This window comes from Pseudomonadota bacterium (assembly GCA_023229365.1).
Classification (GTDB): Bacteria; Myxococcota_A; Polyangia; order JAAYKL01; family JAAYKL01; genus JALNZK01.
In genome coordinates, this window is the sequence record JALNZK010000073.1 from 1 (window position 1) to 17,709 (window position 17,709).

19 protein-coding genes are annotated in these 17,709 nt (G+C 59.7%); all 19 read right to left on the reverse strand.

Annotated elements, in window-relative coordinates; all coding sequences use genetic code 11:
* On the reverse strand, positions 1-379 hold a 379-nt coding region (locus tag M0R80_21665), incomplete at its 3' end, for a hypothetical protein (GenBank protein ID MCK9462243.1).
* Positions 380-751: 372 nt separating this feature from the next.
* Positions 752-1,360: a DUF4276 family protein gene (locus M0R80_21670; protein ID MCK9462244.1), complete on the reverse strand. Its 609-nt coding sequence runs from the start codon at positions 1,358-1,360 to the stop codon at positions 752-754.
* Positions 1,357-2,505 carry an AAA family ATPase gene (locus M0R80_21675; protein ID MCK9462245.1) on the reverse strand — a complete coding sequence of 383 codons (1,149 nt, stop codon included), beginning with the start codon at positions 2,503-2,505 and terminating at the stop codon, positions 1,357-1,359. The genes M0R80_21670 and M0R80_21675 overlap by 4 nt, the downstream gene beginning before the upstream one ends.
* Positions 2,506-2,533: 28 nt before the next feature.
* Positions 2,534-2,740, reverse strand: a complete 207-nt coding sequence (locus tag M0R80_21680) for a hypothetical protein (protein MCK9462246.1) — start codon at positions 2,738-2,740, stop codon at positions 2,534-2,536.
* A gap of 277 nt (positions 2,741-3,017) precedes the next feature.
* The gene (locus tag M0R80_21685; protein MCK9462247.1) at positions 3,018-4,295 is read right to left on the reverse strand and encodes a glycosyltransferase family 4 protein; all 1,278 of its coding nucleotides are present in this window, start codon (positions 4,293-4,295) and stop codon (positions 3,018-3,020) included.
* Positions 4,292-5,233: an NAD-dependent epimerase/dehydratase gene (locus M0R80_21690; protein MCK9462248.1), complete on the reverse strand. Its 942-nt coding sequence runs from the start codon at positions 5,231-5,233 to the stop codon at positions 4,292-4,294. The genes M0R80_21685 and M0R80_21690 overlap by 4 nt, the downstream gene beginning before the upstream one ends.
* Before the next feature lie 9 nt (positions 5,234-5,242).
* Positions 5,243-6,331 (reverse strand): CDP-glucose 4,6-dehydratase, encoded by a 1,089-nt coding sequence (rfbG, locus tag M0R80_21695; GenBank protein ID MCK9462249.1) that lies wholly within the window; start codon positions 6,329-6,331, stop codon positions 5,243-5,245.
* On the reverse strand, positions 6,331-7,116 hold the full coding sequence (locus tag M0R80_21700) for a glucose-1-phosphate cytidylyltransferase (protein ID MCK9462250.1): 786 nt from the start codon (positions 7,114-7,116) through the stop codon (positions 6,331-6,333). Before M0R80_21700 ends, rfbG begins: the two co-directional genes overlap by 1 nt.
* A 54-nt stretch (positions 7,117-7,170) precedes the next feature.
* Positions 7,171-9,075 (reverse strand): FkbM family methyltransferase, encoded by a 1,905-nt coding sequence (locus tag M0R80_21705; protein ID MCK9462251.1) that lies wholly within the window; start codon positions 9,073-9,075, stop codon positions 7,171-7,173.
* Entirely contained in the window at positions 9,050-10,303 is a 1,254-nt protein-coding gene (locus tag M0R80_21710) for a hypothetical protein (protein ID MCK9462252.1), read from the reverse strand. The genes M0R80_21705 and M0R80_21710 overlap by 26 nt, the downstream gene beginning before the upstream one ends.
* A gap of 128 nt (positions 10,304-10,431) precedes the next feature.
* Positions 10,432-11,787, reverse strand: a complete 1,356-nt coding sequence (locus M0R80_21715) for a hypothetical protein (GenBank protein MCK9462253.1) — start codon at positions 11,785-11,787, stop codon at positions 10,432-10,434.
* A gap of 89 nt (positions 11,788-11,876) precedes the next feature.
* Positions 11,877-12,605, reverse strand: coding sequence for a hypothetical protein (locus tag M0R80_21720; GenBank protein MCK9462254.1), 729 nt, complete (start codon positions 12,603-12,605; stop codon positions 11,877-11,879).
* A gap of 707 nt (positions 12,606-13,312) precedes the next feature.
* Positions 13,313-13,711 (reverse strand): HEPN domain-containing protein, encoded by a 399-nt coding sequence (locus M0R80_21725; protein ID MCK9462255.1) that lies wholly within the window; start codon positions 13,709-13,711, stop codon positions 13,313-13,315.
* The gene (locus tag M0R80_21730) at positions 13,695-14,048 is read right to left on the reverse strand and encodes a nucleotidyltransferase domain-containing protein (GenBank protein MCK9462256.1); all 354 of its coding nucleotides are present in this window, start codon (positions 14,046-14,048) and stop codon (positions 13,695-13,697) included. The genes M0R80_21725 and M0R80_21730 overlap by 17 nt, the downstream gene beginning before the upstream one ends.
* Before the next feature lie 777 nt (positions 14,049-14,825).
* Positions 14,826-15,077, reverse strand: coding sequence for a hypothetical protein (locus tag M0R80_21735; GenBank protein ID MCK9462257.1), 252 nt, complete (start codon positions 15,075-15,077; stop codon positions 14,826-14,828).
* A 337-nt stretch (positions 15,078-15,414) separates the two neighbouring features.
* The gene (locus M0R80_21740) at positions 15,415-15,678 is read right to left on the reverse strand and encodes a type II toxin-antitoxin system HicB family antitoxin (GenBank protein MCK9462258.1); all 264 of its coding nucleotides are present in this window, start codon (positions 15,676-15,678) and stop codon (positions 15,415-15,417) included.
* Between the two features lie 2 nt (positions 15,679-15,680).
* Positions 15,681-15,884, reverse strand: coding sequence for a type II toxin-antitoxin system HicA family toxin (locus M0R80_21745; protein ID MCK9462259.1), 204 nt, complete (start codon positions 15,882-15,884; stop codon positions 15,681-15,683).
* Positions 15,885-16,431: 547 nt separating this feature from the next.
* Positions 16,432-16,773, reverse strand: coding sequence for a type II toxin-antitoxin system PemK/MazF family toxin (locus M0R80_21750; protein MCK9462260.1), 342 nt, complete (start codon positions 16,771-16,773; stop codon positions 16,432-16,434).
* Entirely contained in the window at positions 16,766-17,011 is a 246-nt protein-coding gene (locus tag M0R80_21755) for an antitoxin family protein (protein MCK9462261.1), read from the reverse strand. The genes M0R80_21750 and M0R80_21755 overlap by 8 nt, the downstream gene beginning before the upstream one ends.
* Between the last annotated feature and the right edge of the window lie 698 nt (positions 17,012-17,709).

Consider the following 17,709-nt stretch of genomic DNA (forward strand, 5'->3'; position numbering starts at 1 on the left):
CGGCCGGGGGGGCCGCCTTCGTCACGCCCGTCGCCTCCCAGGCGTCGGGGTAGAGGTCGTAGACGAGCGGCACGACGCGCCGGCCGTGCCACGCGCCGGTCGCGACGAGGACGAGCGGGAGGAAGAACGGGTTGGTCGTGGGCACCAGGAAGCGATCCGATAAGAAGGCGGCACGGATCGCGGTTCTGGCCGGAAAGACGCCCATGGCGCCCGCGCGGGCTGCCGCACGGCCGAGCGGCCCTCGGTGCATCAGGTCGCGCCAGCGCTCCGGAGAAAAGAGGCTCTCGGTGCGGGCGCTCTGCCCCCCGGCCTCGAGCGAACGGACGAGGCGCTCCATGGGACCGCCGCCGACGCAGGAGAAGATCGCGACCTTCTTCATGTCAGGCCTGATATCTCATCGCGAGCTCCGGGCCAATCGCGGCTCCCCCTCTTCACACCAGATTGGACACAACCCGACCCCCCGCAAGTCTCCCCCCGACAACCCCGAGCTCTCCCCCCGACAACCACGCGCTCTCCGATCGACAACCCCGGGTTCTCCCCCCGACACCCCCCGCGCAGGATCTGCGCGGGCTGGGCTAGATCCGCCGTGGCGTCAACCACGGCGGAAACCCGGCGCCATTCCCCCGGCGGGGTCGATCCCCCGCCGGGTCCGGCCCAGCCCGGGCGGATTCCGCCCGGGGAAGGACGAGATCATCGCGGACCTGGAGCTGGCGCTGCGCGTGCGGGGCAATTCAGTATCCAGAGCCGATGGTCAAGGAATGCTCTCGCCACCGCACAAGGTCAGGATGGTGTTCACGAGGGACTTCAGCTCGACGCATTGTGAGACGGCCGCCGAAAGGTCATTGTCTCGAAGGATCCGTCCCGCGTCGCGCGGCTTGATATAGGACTTCCTTTTCTTGCCCGTGCGAAAGACCTCTTTGATTCGATGGGCGGGAGGCTTCTCGTGATTCACCTGCTCCGGAGATCCCTTCGGTGCGGATTTGTTGCTGCCCGCGAGGTGCTGAATCGACGGCCAATAGGGCAAGAGCCAGGCCTCGAAATCGTACTGGGCCGCGTGAGGGTGAAACCTCGGCTCGCCGCCGACCCACTCCCTCATCTTGGCGGCGGCGTCCCGCGCATCTTCGAACGCCGGCGGACGGCTCCCGGTGTAGACGTCGGTCAGCGCGATGACGTGATCGGCCCCGTCGCGAAGCAGGCCTTCCACAAGGCGTCGCAGCTTCCCGCCGGTGGGTATCCGGCCGTCGTAGGACAGGGGATCGATCCTGGGCATGCGGCCTTCGAGCCGGGCCTCGAGGAGCCTCTTCAGGTGGGGCAGGAACACCCGCTCGGTCTTTCCTTCGACGACCAGGGCGATCTTCATGACCGACCTCCCATCCTCCCCATCCGCCAGACCTCGTCGAGGCCGTAATCTTCGAGCCACCCGTCGAGGTCCATGGAGTCGGCCCATCTCGCGGTCGCGCTGCCGTCCTCGCAAACGTCCATCACGACGACCTCTTCCGGCTTCAGGAAACGGACCAGCCGGTCCGAGTGCGTGGCCACCACCAGCTGCGTCCGCGCCGAAGCCTCCCGCATGACCTCCGCGATGATGCTCAGCTGCTCGGGGTGCAGGCTGACCTCGGGCTCGTCGATCATGGTCACGGTGGAGAGCCCGGGGCTCTGAAGCAACGCAACCAGCCACAGGAACCTGAGCGTTCCCTCGGAGAGCTCGTGCGCGTAGAACGGCTTTCCGAAGGACTTGTCCTTCCAGGTCATGGCCAGCATCCCCGCGGCGACGGGCGGGAAGCCCAGCGCGTCGAACTCCCCGAACGCGGCCTTGAGGGTGTCTTCTATCGCCTCGTACCGGTCCGGATCGCTCTCCCTGAGGTAGTAGAGATACGGGACCAGATCCTCCCCGTCGGCGCCCGGCAGGATCGCCGGCTTCATCTGCTGCGGCGTCTTCACCGGGGCGCGCGGGCCGACGTCCAGCACGTGGTACTTCGTCGCCGAAGCCATGAGCCGGCGCAGCTCCTCCGGGTATTTGAACATCTTGGGCACCTGGAAGAGCGACGTCTCCAGGGGGCTGTGCTCCCAGTCGGGCCGGACGAGGCCCTTCCCGTCCACTTTGTAGTACTTGATGTCGCCGTCGACGGAGTCGATGTGCTTGAACGGCTGCTCATACCCCTGCCTGGCCTGGGTCAACGTCTCGCGGGAGATCGAGTACCCGGTCTCCTTGGGCGACAGCTCGAGCGCGTAGTCGAGCGGCTCGTCGTTCGGAACGCTCATGCTCAGCTGGAAAGAGATCGATCGCGCCCTGTCCCGGGTCGAGAGGCTCGCCAAGCCTCCCATGCCGTTCAACGTGCCGTTCAACTTCCCCCCGGCCGAGGCCGAGAGGAGCGAGAACGCATCCAGCAGCGAGGACTTCCCCACCCCGTTGGCGCCTAGGAGCACCATGATGGGCCTCATTTCGATGTCGACATCCATCAGTCTCCTGAACCCCTGGATGTGGATGCGGTTCATCTTCAACATCGCGTTACCTCCGCGTGGCGCTCGGTCTTCATCCTACTTGCCGGCTGAGCGGCACACAACTCCTCCTCGCGCCACGGCCTTCTGGCAGCACGCCGGTTGGGTGGTGCGGGTAGCCGCAGACGACCTCGACGTCCCAGCCGTTCTGCGAGAGGTGCGTCGCGAGCTCGCGCACCATCACCGAGGTGGGGTGGATTTCAGGGGGGAAGACCTGGGTGGAGATCAGGATGCGGGGCATGGTGTCAGCCTATCAGCAGCCGTTGCGTCAACCACGGCGGAAACCCGGCGCCATTCCCCCAGCGGGGTCGATCCCCCGCCGGGTCCGGCCCAGCCCGGGCGGATTCCGCCCGGGGAAACTGGTGGACGCGGAGGCGTTCAATATGCTGCGCAAGGTCAACAACCAGGTCAAGGCCCAGGTCGCCTTCGATCCGAAGCTGAAGGAGCGCTTCACCACCGTGGCGGAGTACTTCGCGAACGCGAAGCGGAAGGCCCCGATGCCGGAAGAGGTGTGAGGATCATTTGCTACGATTGGGCGTGTGGCGGCCACACGCTTCTTCAATCACTTCGCGAAGCCCAGAATAGAAGACTTCACCATCAAGGCGACGAGTGACCGTTGCTCTTGCAGCACGGCCCATTTCATCCAGCTTTTCTGGGCTGATCAGAGCGGACCGCATGGCATCTGCCAGTGCTTGCTCATCGCCTGACTTGAAAACGAAACCGTCTTCCCCTGCGGTGACAAAATTGGCGTTTCCTCCCGAATCACCAACCAAAACGGGTTTGCCGAGCGCCATCGACTCCAGTGTGGTATAGTCGAGAGCGTCCACCCACTCGGAAGGGTTCACGACCAGCCGCGAAGACCGTATCAACTCTCTCAGCCTGCCGCCCCACCGGATCTGCGTGTCGATCTCAATTCTGTCAGTCAATCCGTACTCGACTACTTGTCGACGAAAACCGGCAAGCTGTGTTTCCACGGTTACCCCGGCGACGAATAGTTTTTCGCCGGGAAGGTGTCGCAGCGCCCCTACCAGCGTCCAGACCCCTTTCGGGGGAACGATACCTCCGTAAAAAAGGATCGGTCCCTCTCCGAACCCTCGTCCCGTACGAATCGCAGACACATTCAAAGGGTGGGGAAGAACACGAATCCGAGTTTTCTCGATACCCACTGTTGCAGATACGAACTCGCGATTCGCTTCGGTGGGAACAACGTAGATTGTCGGAGTCCAGGGGACTCGCATCAGTGATGTGGTCAACGTGCGAGCGATAGCACCATAAACTGACCACGACAGCCGGCGATCGCACACGAAGCGCGCACCGTGGAAGTGCAGTCCTCCAGCGCATCTAGTGCAAACCGTCTTTTCCTTGATATTGTAGAATTGCCCTTGCGTGCACCAAGGTCGGTAGTCCACCAGCCACTGGACCACGGGAAGGCGACACGAGCTCAATTCCTGGAGCACGGAGGGCGTGAGCTGGTACTCGGGCTTGAGAACTATCGCCACATCGGGACGGAACTCCCGCACAGCTTCTCTAACCGCACGGCGTGCTGGAAAAGAATAGATTCCATACGCAGCCCACTTCAGACGATTCGAGAGGGCAGCTCCATCGAAAACGGTCGAGTCGAAACCATCCACCCGGAAATGAACAGAACGCGGATCACCTGGTTCATCAGTCGAGGTTCGTGAGGTTAGGACAGCGACGCTGTCGCCGTGATCGAGCAGGGATTTCTCGATACCGAACAGGACCCGCATTGCCCCGCCACGCATCTGATACAGTTGGTGGACGAGCAACACTCTCATCCCGGTGTCTCCCCTCCAAGCAGCGCATCGACCGTCAGATCGACCGACTCCTCAAAAGAGAAACGCGGGGTCCAACCGCTGGAGCGCAGCATCCCGACATCTGCCACAAGCACCTCTGGCTCCCCTTTTCTTCGAGGTAAGGCGCCGAAGCCCAGCCGCTCCAACCCATCCAGACGTCTACCGACCCGCTCTGCGATCCAGCGAACCGAACGTCCTTCTCCACGTCCGATGTTGACGGCGCGACCGTGCAGGGGCGGGGTCGTTGCGAGATGGAACAGCGCCCTCACGACGTCTTCCACATGAAGAACGTCCCTTACCTGTGTTCCGTCAGAGAGCTCGGCGATGCCGCCGCCTACCAAGTTGCCCACGATCGAGGGGATGAGTCGGTGGCCCGGTTCTCCAGGGCCCATCACGCCGAAAAGGCGGGCTCTCACCGATCTCTTCGTTTCAATCCGCGAGTCCAGCGATTCGAGCAACGAATCAGCGGCGTTCTTGCTCCAGGCATACAAGGTCCGATCCGTCCGCGCGCCATCTTTCTCGCTGATGGGCTTCTCGCTGCCCTGGTATTGCGACATGGAACCAGCCTGCACCAGGGTGCAGCCGGGGTTCATCAGCGCGTGCAGATGACCGGGAAGCCGCACGTTCAGATCCACGAAGTCACAAGTGCTCTCCGAAGAAGTAGGGCTGATTCCAATCGCAGCCAGGTTGACGATGTGCGTCGGCTGCGCGGCGGCCATCAGCGATTCGACCGCGCCAGCTGATCTCAGATCGGCCTCGCAGTATTTCTCGTTTGGTGACGGGTGTGGCTTGCCAGTAACGGTGGATGGCTCGATCGCGCACACGACCTCTTCGCCATACTGCCGGAGGAGCGATCGCAGATGCCTGCCGATGAAACCGTCGGCGCCCGTTATCAACCAGCGTCGTTGTTCTCGCCCCATCAAGTGTTCCTAACTGACATTCATGTACTTGTTGATCTGCTCCACGGAAGTGCTTTCCATGGCTCCAGGCGAGAAACCCTTTTCAAGCGCCATACGATACCAGTCCGCGGTCCATGCGACAGCGGTGCGCGTTTCCAGCCTGGGTTTCCATCCCAGGCGTTGTCTGGCGCGCTCACTGCTGAGCCTTAGCAACCTGGCTTCGTGAGGGGGCTCGCCGTCCGGTGAGTTCGAATCCCAGCTTCCGCTTCCCCACCTTTCAAGGAAGATGCTCACGAGATCCTTCACGCTCAGCTCCTCACCCGCTGTCGGCCCGAAGTTGTAAGCGTCGGAATACTTCTGCGGCGCGTCGAGAAGTCGTGCACCGAGAAGCAGGTAGCCCGCGAGGGCATCGAGCACGTGTTGCCACGGTCTGAAGGACGTGGGGTTTCTCACTTCGATGGCTCTTCTATTCGAAAGCGCCCTGACGCAATCCGGAATCAGTCGGTCCAGTCCCCAATCGCCCCCGCCGATGACGTTTCCCGCCCTACTCGTTGCACAACCCACGAGTCGCCTCCCGGGTGCGTTGAAGAAGGACCGCCTATAGGATGCAACGGCGAGTTCCGCAGCGCCCTTGCTCGCGCTGTAGGGGTCGTGTCCACCCATGGGATCGTTCTCGCGGTAAGAGAACTCCCACTCCTTATTTTCATAACACTTGTCGCTGGTGATTATGACCGCGGCCTTGGCCGAATCTGTCACGCGGATGCATTCGAGCAAATTGACGGTGCCAAGTACGTTGATGTCGAAGGTTTCTTTGGGAGTGTCGTAAGACTGTCGGACGATCGCCTGTGCTGCGAGATGAAAGACGATCTCCGGTCTTGTTTCTTTGAACAGCTTCAGGAGGCCATCCGCGCTTCTGATGTCTACGACCTCGTGACGAATTCTCTTTTCCAGCGCACACAGTTCGAAATGTGATGGTTTCGTTTCCGGGGGAAGCGCGACACCCACAACTTCGGCGCCCAGTTCCGCAAGCCACAATCCGAGCCACGACCCCTTGAACCCCGTGTGCCCGGTCAGCAGGACTCGCTGGCCTTTGTATTTTTTTGATAGCAAGTCGCGCATCACCATATTCTCCACGGTGCCTTGTCGGCGTTCCAGGCCTCGTTGAGCATCGTCCAGTCGCGCGGTGTGTCCACGCATTGCCAGAAGTCATCGTGACGGAAAATCGCGAGCTCGCCGTCCGTTGCGGCCGTCTCCATGGGCTTTCGCTCCAACATCGTCGCGTCGTCCAGGCCCAACAAGTAGCGATCTATGTACTCCCGCCGAAACACCATGTAGCCGCCGTTGATGTGGCGTTCCGTCGCAAGCGGCTTTTCCCTCATGGACACGACCCGGTCGTCCACGACCTCAAGCTCGCCGAACCGGCTCGGGGAGATGACGCCCGTGATGGTCTGCAGCTTGGAGTGATCTCGATGGAACCGCTCGAGGGCATTGAGGTCCACGTTGCTCACGCCGTCGCCGTACGTCAGCATGAAGTCGTCCCCGGTCAGGTGCTTCACGATTCGCTTGAGGCGACCGCCCGTTCCGGTATCCTTTCCGGTCTCGACGAGCGTGACCTTCCAGTCCATTTCAGAGCAGTCGTTGAGGATCTGAATCGAGTGCGTCGCGCCCAGTCGAACCGTCAAGTCCGACTCCATGGCGTGGTAGTTGAGGAAGTATTCCTTTATCTTCCAACCCAAATGTCCAAGGCACAGGATGAAATCGTTGTATCCGAAGTGGGAGTAGTGTTTCATTATGTGCCAGAGGATGGGGTGGTCGCCAACTGTTACCATGGGCTTTGGTATCAGATTCTCGGACACCTCCCGAAGTCGAGTGCCCTGGCCACCGCATAAAATGACGACTTGCATGTTCTGCTCCTATATCATGCTGTATTTCTGATGCGCGTCGAAGATGGATTCTCCTCAATATCGTATCGCCATCCCTTCATATATGTCTCTTCGAAGAAAACAATATTCTTCTTCATTGGAAACGGAAAACAGTAAATATCCCATCAATCTGAGTTTCTTAATAGCTTCTTTCGTTTTTCTCATCCCAATACCTGGAAATCGATGGTGAAACTCGACGAGAATCTGCTTGGGTCTGATGTTGGAATTCTCTAAGTCTCCTATTACATTATATTCGGCACCTTCAATGTCCATTTTCAGAATATCAACATTGTTGTGCCCCAGTTCATTCATTATGGTGACAAGCCTCTTCACCGGCACAGTTATGACTTTGCCCATAGTTGAGGGTCTGTCAAGCATAGTATGAGATACATGTTCAGGATTTTCGGGTGGATGAAAAGAAGCCAAACCGTCAAATGCGGCAATTCCGAACTCATGCATGATGAACTTGCTTGGAAACCTTTGCTTATCTACCCACTCAATTGACCTTGGTGTCGGGTCGAACGCATGAATGGTAATACCATATCTCTCTATCAATTCAATATCGAATGATGCATCCTCTCCCACACCGAACGAATAAACGACCGAATCAGCATCGATACCGTTCGCAGCAACGTCCCAACCGCCGTACTCCTGCGATCCAAACCTCTTTTTTTCACACCATATTTCAGGCTGTATGAATATACTGTTACCTTGGGCAATTTCAAGGTATCTTTTCAGTCTTGCCACGTGTCTTCTTTTGATTTTCTTCATGCCTGTCATGCCACTACTCTTCAAATTCTCTATCAGTGTTCTCATGTTCCTTTTTCTCAATACGGTAATACCACCAACCAACTCCAGCAGGCTATTCGCCCAGGTGTCGGGCGTGTATCCTACTATTAGATTTTGACCCTTGCGGCCCATCTCAAGGCGTTCGTCGTCAGACAGCGAAGCCACCTTTTTCATCAGCATTGTAAGTTCGCTGGTGTCGTTGGGATCGAACACGAACCCGTTCTCGCCGTGCTCGACCAGGTCCGGCACACAGCCGCAGCGATTCGAGACGATCACCGGCGTTCCCGCGGCCATCGCCTCGTTGACGACCAAGCCCCACGGCTCGGACAGACTCGGCAGCAGCATGCACCCGGCGCGCTGATAGACCTCGGGAAGGGCGTCGTAGCCCAGAAAGCCGGGGAAGATCACCTTTCCCGCGTTGAGTCGCGCCGCCCTGGCGCGAACCTCGGCGTCCTGCGGCCCTGACCCGCACATCACCAGGGGCCAGGGGGCGGGGTTTGAGTTTCGGCAGTAATCCTCGTACGCGTCCAGCATCGCCGGCAAGTTTTTCTCGGGCGAGAATCGGGTGACCGACAGAAAGTACGGACCCTGGGGCAAAGCCGGGTTCGAGAGTTCGCGCGGAGCGGCGAAGTGATCGTTGTCCACCACGTTGCCGCAGACCTGTATTCGCTCTTCCTTGACACCTAATTTCAATAAGTACTCCTTGCTTCGCTGCCCGGTGCAAGCAACACCATCGAACAGGCTGCGAAGCAAGAAGCTCTTTGCTGTTTCTACCGACCGCTTCCTGGGGTGATCCAGTTCTGTCGTAACAAACGTGGTCAGGGACGTTTTTCGTGTGACCCGCGCCCACGCCGCGGAAACCCTGTCCCATTGATTGGAGTAGCCTGTTACCACCACGACATCGGGCCGGATTTTAGCGAGTTGCCGCATCATGCGCAACGTCACCAGCGACCCGGGCAAATCTTCCATCACCGCATTTTCAAAGAGGGTTATGCGCTTATAGTTGGTGTCATCCGTCCTATTCCACGGATACCTCCCCATCTTCGAGGCGACTTCGATGACATCGAGATCAATATCTTCCGCAGCCGCAAGCTTGCTGTACCTAGCATGATGATATGGACCAACGTTAGGTATTGACCATGCGATCTTCATTATTGATCTCCGTGTCCGATGCTTTCTCAACCGATGCTACTGATTCCTTGTCATACAAACCCACGAGGTACCAGACAACAACAAAACTAGTTCCTGGTCCGTAAGGATGTGCATATTCCAACGAACTGGTGATCAATCCCATCAGCAGCAGCCACAGTGCCGCCCTTGCATAGCTATGAGTAATTTTCGTGATTCTCAATACTCTATTGCCGCAATACACCCACAAGTACAGATAAAGCAGGATCAAAGGAAGCCCGCCCAATAATCCCCACTTCGCTAATTCGTTTATTGCATAGGCATGAGGCAGACCTCGTTCTTTAGATCGGTATTCATGGCTTCCGAAAGCGATATTTCTGGCAATACTATCAACTGCTGTTACTGCCACTTCCAATCTGCCCGAGCTGAAATAGTCCAAGTCACCTGAAACGCGCCCTACAATAATAGACTCCTTCACGAACTCGACCGGCTCATATGTGTAGCCCAATGCGATGCTCGAAGCGAGAATTCCTCCAGAAACAACGTAAAGAAGTGCCAGCCTTCCCTGGTATCGCCCTCGGAACACAGATAGAACCAAGTACAATAAAGAAACAACAAAGAAGGCCAGCAAGCCGGCCCTGTTTCTGATCGAAGCAAGCGCTGCCACCGCTGCCCCTATCAATGCAAGGTGTATCGATATGCTCAACAACTTGCTTGATGTTATCCTTTCGAACATCATGAACACAGACAGGACCGCGGCCACGGCAATCGTCGGCCCAAGCTGGTTCTTTCCCGCAACCAGGTACTGCGCCGAAATCATCAGCCCGGTGCCATGAAAGAATGCCGACGCGAGTCCTACAGAAACCGCAGCTATGACGTACAAGTAGATGTACGCAACAAGCCACTTTCCATCCAGTCTGACGACGTTTGAGATGAACAAGACACCCGTCGGAACTAACAGATGTTGCACATAGTAAATGCTAGGCGTTTCGGACTCGATCGAGTAGAGAAGTGTCCCTATTGTCGAGAAGGCCACTGCAGTAAGCATGACTTTCAGAAGCGGACTTGGTCGTTTCAACCTAAGGATGCTAAAAGCAAGCAGCAAACCGAATACAGAATATGTTCCAATACTAAAAGAAGAAAAGATCATTTCCTCGGAAATAAAGAACTGAGATACCACGGCATTCAATGTACCCACCAGCAGAAGAACCTTGGGAACGATGCCGACTCCGCCAGTGCTGCCTTTTATCATATTTTCGTATAAAACGAACAGAAGTTAGAAATTAGAAGTTTTGCTGTAACGCATTATAAACGGTCTTTTGCATTGGTATCGAATTAGGAAGAAGAGAACGATATTGCTGAGGTATACAACACACTTCATTATCGGTGAAAAAAAGTAGACGTCCTATGCAAAAATGCTAGTTTGAAAATCGATTTTAAAAATACAGATGGTTTGTCCATCGACAAATTAAGAGAATATTTGAGCACACTAACAATCATAGCAATTTCAACCACAATGAAACCCAAAAGCACCATATAAAGACGGTACTTCAATCCCAACAACGAAATAACAAGACCAAAAACAGCCACAATTGAATACAACACCGTCAGCCGCTGGTGCCTGTTGATCGCCGAAGGCACCACGAAGCTCGTGTACCAGAGGCTCCGGAGCAACACCAGGCCCAGGAACCCCCAGAACAGCGCCATGTCCAGCTCCACCTTCCCCTGCGTCCACTTCCCGAACACCCACGGCCCGAAGATCGCCAACCCCCCCACCGCCACCAACCCCAACCAGAACGATGCCTGGCAGGATACTCGATGAAGCTTCCGAAGCAGCTCCATATTCCCCGCCCCCCAGGCCATCGACACCTCCGGGTAGAACGCCTGGTTCACCAGGTCGAACACCCGCGTCACGAGGTTGGTCAGCGTCCGCAGCGAGCTGAACAGCACCACCGCCACCGGCCCGATGATCACCCCGATGCCGATGACGACCCCCTGGTTGATGACCGTCTGGCCCGCCGGCATGGCAACGAACGACAGCGACGGCGACAGGATGCGCTTGAGCTCCGTCCTGTTCGCGTGCCGCGCGCCGAGCTTGAGCCACGGCACCACGACCCTCAAGTCGACCATCATCGTCAGCGCCGCCGCCACCCGGACCGCCAGCATCGCCAGCGCCGCGACGAACGGGCCCTCGCCCGAGAGCAGCACCGCCACGAGCGCCCCGAAGTCGGCCAAGAGCGCCGCGTTCGAGTACACGATGCCGCGGTGGTACCTGCCCTCGCATCGGTACCCCGCCATGAAGAGCCCCATCAGGAACCCGATGACCACGTAGGCCACGAAGACGAGCACGACGAGCCGCAGCTCGTTGCCCGTGATCCGGGACAGGCCCATCCAGCCCTCGAGCGGCAACACCCAGGCCACGACGGACGCGAGCCCGACCAGCACGACGGAGATCAGTCCGATCGCCACCGCGGTCGTCTGGTAGGTCGAGAGCGCCTTGTCCCGCTCTTCCCGCGCCACGAACATCGTCATCTCGTTCGCCGCCGCCTGCGCAAAGCCCAGGTTCCCGAGCGAGAAGTACGCGAGCAGCGAGTAGAGGATGAGCCACTCGCCGTACATCTCCGTGCTCCACGCGTGCAGGAAGAGCGGAACGGAGACGAACCGCACCAGCGTGACGATCATCATCTCCAGCGACTTCGCGGCGCCGACCTTCAGGATGCGTGAACGGATTGACATCGTTCTTTGGTCAGAAGACTCAGTGGTGTTCAGGTTCGAGGGAGTTACTTGTGGTCATCTATTCGGGAACAGGTCAGGAGCTCCAGTGTCTACGGAGCATCGGTGGTGACATCACCCGCCTCCGCCTTCCTCGACTTCCTGGACCTGTTCAACACGTCCTTGTTGAACTGCCCCATGATGTCGTTCTGACCGTAGAACGCGATCTTCCCCACCTTGTTCAGCTCCTCGATGCGCTTGAGCAGCCGCCCCTTGATCTCGTAGATCTCCTGCGTCTCCCGCGGCACGGTCGCCACCGAGACCTCCTGCGTCGCCTGGGATCCGTCCAGGCTCGCGCGCGCCGCCTTCATCAGCAGCGACGCCTTCTCCCCGCCGAAGAACGGCATGAGCCGCTCGTCGATCGCCTCGACCGCCGGCGCCACCTTCTCCAGGTACATGGCGATCTTCGGCGTGGACTGGCCCAGCGCGTGGCCCGCCTCGAACGACTCCAGCGTCACGCCCGGCACCTTCTCCCGGCCGAGCACGATGGACGCGCCCAGCCGCACCTTGCCGATGAGCTCCTTCGCCGCCGCCCGGGCCGCGCGCTCGTCCGCCGTGGTGCCCTTGGCCGCGATCCTCGCCTCCGCCTGCTGCGCGACCTTCGAGCCGAGCGCCTCCACCAGCGCGTCGATCTCCGCCGTGGCGTCCGCGGTCCAGCCGCACGCGGCCAGCGCCGCGGCGTGGTTGCGGGCCAGCCCCGCGCTCACCACGCCCTGATCCCGCAGCCCTTCCCTCGGCTCCTTCATCCCCTTCTTCACCAGGTTCATGTCCAGTTCCGCCATCTCATACCTCCGCGACTGGCCTTTTGGCCGGGCAATTCCGGCGGCGAAACCATCGCATGAGCGTTGAACGGCGGCAAAATGAATTCCGATCTCATGGTAAATAAATCCGCTGTGATCGAAAGGGTCGATCCTGGGGGCCTTTTGCCGCGCTCCAACCCCTCCCGCCCTTCGGGCACCCTCCAACCCCTCCCACCCTTCGGGCACCCTCCCCCACGGGGGGAGGGAAAGGGGATGCCCCTGCGGGGGCATCGAGGGGGGAGGGAAAGCGGATGCAAAGCTTCTTCAACAGCGCGGCCACGATGGCCTGGGGAAACGGCTGATCCGGTGCCTGAGTAGCTCATGATGGGTGCCAGAGTAGCCGATTCGACCGCTGGAGCAGCCCTTCGCGAGTGCCCGAGTACCTCACCCCTGGCCCCTCTCCACCTGAACGGTGGCGAGGGGAACAGCTGATCCGGTGCCAAAGTACTTCATGACGAGTGGCCGAGTACCGCGTGACGAGTGCCCGAGTACCGGTTTCGAGTGCCCGAGTACCGTGTGACAAGGCAAGGGGGTCAAGACCCTCCACATGACACTTGCCAACGCGAGGGCGAGAGCCTCGAACATGCTGGGGTCGGGACCACTTACTTTTCCTCGCGCGTCCGGAGATGAGCGTCTCCCCGTGCCGGCCGATGGCCTTCTCGAGGCCCGCGAGTTGTCACTTGCGGCCCTTATCCATTCCCCAGCAAGTCCTCGACTTCCGCCAACACCGCCTTCGCCATTTCGATCACTTCGAGCGCGTCCTCGCGGCCCGGCATGCCGTCCACGATTGAACCCGGAACCGCATCGGGGTAACGGGTCCACAAGTAGTAGGTATCCAGCGCTTCCTCGAGATCGGGTCGAACAACCGCCAGGAATCCCTCGGGGAGGTGACGAAACAGCTCCGCCATCGAGTGGGTCCTCGGCGGGGCGACCTCTTTGTTCTGCGCGATCACCGCCTTGAGCGCCTTCTCCACCGCCTGCTGTGCGTGGAAGCAGGCCTTCCCCGCCATGTCCGCCGCCATGACGACCTCTGCGGCGCGCAGATCCTCGCGGGCGAACGCCAGCCAACGGCTAGTGCTCTCTTTCAAAGACAACCCTTCCTTTGGCCATGATCTCGTCGCGGAAGAACGGCCGCGCTTCTCGAAGGCTCTCCACCTCTTCGGGCGTGTACACGATGATGTCCATGGCGCTGCGAGGCTTGAGAAGGCGCCTCACCTTCCGGTTCCTGGTCCAGAAGTCGTCATCCGTCCGCGCGATAACCGAGATGTCGATGTCCGAGCCGGCGGTCGCGTCGCCGGTCGCGAGGGAACCGAAGAGAATGACCTTCTCCGTCGCCTCCCAATCGACGAGAATTCTAAGGCACCGCTCCAGCTCTTCTCGAAGCAGCAACGCACCCATCTCGACGTTGTCACCCGCTGTTTCCACTGTTGCCATTCTAACACCGCACGTTCGCCGCCGCCATCTCCAGCGACTTCGCGGCGCCTCACCCCTGGCCCCTCTCCACCTGGACGGTGGAGAGGGGAACAGCTGATCCGGTGCCCGAGCGGCGTGCCTCGAGTTGGTGTCCGCCTTCGCTCGCTGGAAGCGAGCTATGGCGTGATCTTGGACTTCGAGGTCGATCGAGCCGATGCGCGGGGCGCGTAGGCGGACGTTCTTTTTTGACAACGGTGCCCCGGCCGCGCTCAGACAGTCCTCGCAATCTCCGAGGATGCTCCGGCGTCTTCGAGAGAGAAATTTAAAAACAGTTGTTTCACGGTGAAGAGCGACTGCCCCCAAGGGTGGGGTGGAGGCGGGGCAGGCCCCGCCTCGGTGAAGAGAAGACGCCGGAGCGTCCTCTCCGATTGCTGCGGAACTCGCGCGGCACTCGCCCGGTGAAGATGGCCTCGGGGAATTCTCTCCATGGTCTGCGAAACTCGGCACGACCTGGGTGTGCTTGGGGCCGTTGTCGCTTCGCCGCGTGGCGCGGACTAAGCAGGCTCGAGGCGCCGAAACCCGTCGATACCATCCAGGTGTCTGTCATATGAATAGACTACTTCTATTTCGTAGCGTCTGATGATTGCGGCGTGAATGGCGTCGCGTGCGGTTATTCCCGGGTGGATACCGAGAAGAGCTCTTGCATCGGCGACGTCCCTATGCTCGATCGGAATGACCTCTCGGACTACCCGTTCGAATGCATCGAAAAGACGAAAACCATGAACACCCTCAAGGCTGCGTGGCTCCGGCGATGATTTCCTTTTCCATCTCATCCCAGGATCCGACGGGGAGATCCATGGTCTCCAAGGAGTCTACGGCGGCCCGGCGCTCCTGTGCCGTGTGGAGAGAGTAGCGAATTTTCACCGACTCCCCCACGAGGTCGTCCACGGCGCAGTGGCGCCGTTCGGCGATCTCCTTGAGCCGCTGGTACAGCACACGATCGAGGGCCACGCTGACCGTTCCGGTATTGTCTGCCATCATGACCTCCTCAGCCCGATTTTCATCCTACCACGGATTTCGCCCGCGGGAGTGAGACCATGTTCGCTCGCCTAGACCGTTCTCTTTCGCCGATGGTGCCGCGGCCGCGCTCAGACAGTCCTCGGGGTTCCGAGGACTCCTAGTTTGTCGTGCCTCAGACAGTCCTTCTGGCCTGCGGACCGCGTTGCTGTACGAAGTCCTGCTCGCTGGACGAAGCACAGCCGCGGCGACGAAGCGACGCGAAGCGAGCGCAGTCAACTCGGCACGACCCGGGACTCGGAGCCCGCTCGCGAGGCACTAGCCAAGGCTTCGCGAGACAGGACGGCGCGTTCGTGAGCGTTCAAACGACTTCGGCGCCCGATCTTCGGGTTGTTTTTCGGGCAGTTCCACGGGAGCTCACGGAGAAATATTCCGACTTGGCGCTGGGCGTCGGGAGCTCCAACTCGTCCTCGGCGAGCCCCTGCATGTGCATCGCCAGGGCATCCCGCATGTTCTGCTCCACTTCCTCGCGCGTTTTTCCGGTCGCCACGCAACCGGGGAGGTCCGGAGCGTAGGCGGAATAGTTGTTCCCGACCTCCTCAATCACTACGAGAAATCGACTCATCGTCAGCCCTCCGTGCGTTTCTTATTCAAACGAGCCTGCTTGAGCACGCTGTTCAGCGTACCCGGCGCAAGGTCGTCTCCCGGGTGCCCGGCGATGGTCACACGCCCGGACTTCTTGGCGTGTTTGTACTGACGGTGGCTTCCACGCGTCGCCACCACGTACCACCCATCTTTTTCGATCAACTTCACAAGGTCCCGAACTTTCATCGATTGTGGACTCCGTCCACGCCTGGCCTCGAGCGCTCATTCTAGCACGAATTCATGGAAACGGCGGACGGCGTGATCTTGGACTTCGAGGTCGCTCGAGCCGATGCGCGGGGCGCATAGGTGGACGTTCTTTTTTGACAACGGTGCCCCGGCCGCGCTCAGACAGTCCTCGCAATCTCCGAGGATGCTCCGGCGTCTTCGAGAGAGAAACTTAAAAACAAGTTGTTTCACGGTGAAGAGCGACTGCCCCCAAGGGTGGGGTGGAGGCGGGGCAGGCCCCGCCTCGGTGAAGAGAAGACGCCGGAGCGTCCTCTCCGATTGCTGCGGAACTCGCGCGGCACTCGCCCGGTGAAGATGGCCTCGGGGAATTCTCTCCATGGTCTGCGGAACTCGGCACGACCTGGGTGTACTGTACGAAGTCCAGCGCGCTGGACGGAGTACAGCGGCGTCGACGGAGGGCACAGCCTGCGCCCGGAGCCAACTCGCGAGGCGCAAAGGAAAGGGCTTCGGAGGAGAAGCCCATAGGGCTTGGCAATCCTGGCACATTCTACCCCTCGAAGAGCTTGGAGAGCTTTCCCCTCACCTCTTCTTGCAAGGAAGGGCCGAGGGTTCCCAGCTTTCTCCTGATCAGCTCCCTCGGTACGGTTACCAGCCGGTGCAACCGGACCACGGAATCCACGGCGAGCCCGGTGCCGAGCCATTCTGGCGAGTCCTTTCGGATCACCACATCGCTCTCGTGCGGATCGTCCGGGATTCGGCTCGAGATGAACGCGATGATCACGTGTTCGAACCGCCCTATCTTCGAGGTAAGACAGAGCGCGGGCCGCACCTTGGAGGCTGAGAAGTCGTCAAAAGGAAACGGAACGAGCACGATGGTGTTTTTAGTCATCCAGCGGCGCTCCGTCTTCGAAGGTGTAGATGTCTTCCTCCGGGTCGCTCAGAAAAGCGAACGCGGGATTCCTGGAGACGGCCCGCAGCCACTCACTCTCCGACTCGTCGGCGTCCGACGGCTCGTCCTTCGAGGCACGCTCCAAGACGATCCTTATCCGTTGCCCCTCCGTCATCGAGAGCTTGTGCAGCGGTCTCAGCACGCCGTTCTCGTAAATCGCATCGATCGTTTCTCTCATCACGTCCTCCTGACTAGAGGATATCACGATACGGACCATCTCGCCTCGCCTTCCCCATAGGGGTCAAGACCCTCCACATGACACTTGCCCACGCGAGAAGATCACCGGATCAACGCCCCCCAGGCAACACATCCCGCGTTCACTCGATCCCACCAAGGCCCCTCTTCGCCGCGCCTCACCCCTGGCCCCTCTCCACCTGGACGGTGGCGAGGGGAACGGCTGATCCGGTGCCCGAGCGGCGTGCCCCCAAACTTTCCGAAGAGGTGCGATCTTGAACGTCGAGGTCGATCGAGCCGATGCGCGGAGCGCGTAGGCGGATGGTCCTTTTTGCCGCGCTCAGACAGTCCTCGCAATGCAATCTCCGAGGATGCTCCGCGTCTTCGAGAGAGAAATTAATAATCAGTTGTTTCACGGTGAAGAGCGACTGCCCCCAAGGGTGGGGTGGAGGCGGGGCAGGCCCCGCCTCGGTGAAGAGAAGACGCCGGAGCGTCCTCTCCGATCGCTGCGGAACTCGCGCGGCACAGGTCGAGTATTCCACGGATTTCCATGGCCTCGCTCAGACAGTCGTCCAAGGGCGCCTCGCTTGTCGTGCCTCAGACAGTCCTTCCGGCCCGCGGAACGCGTTGCTGTACGAAGTCCTGCTCGCTGGACGAAGTACAGCCGCGGCGACGAAGCGACGCGAAGCGAGCGCAGTCAAC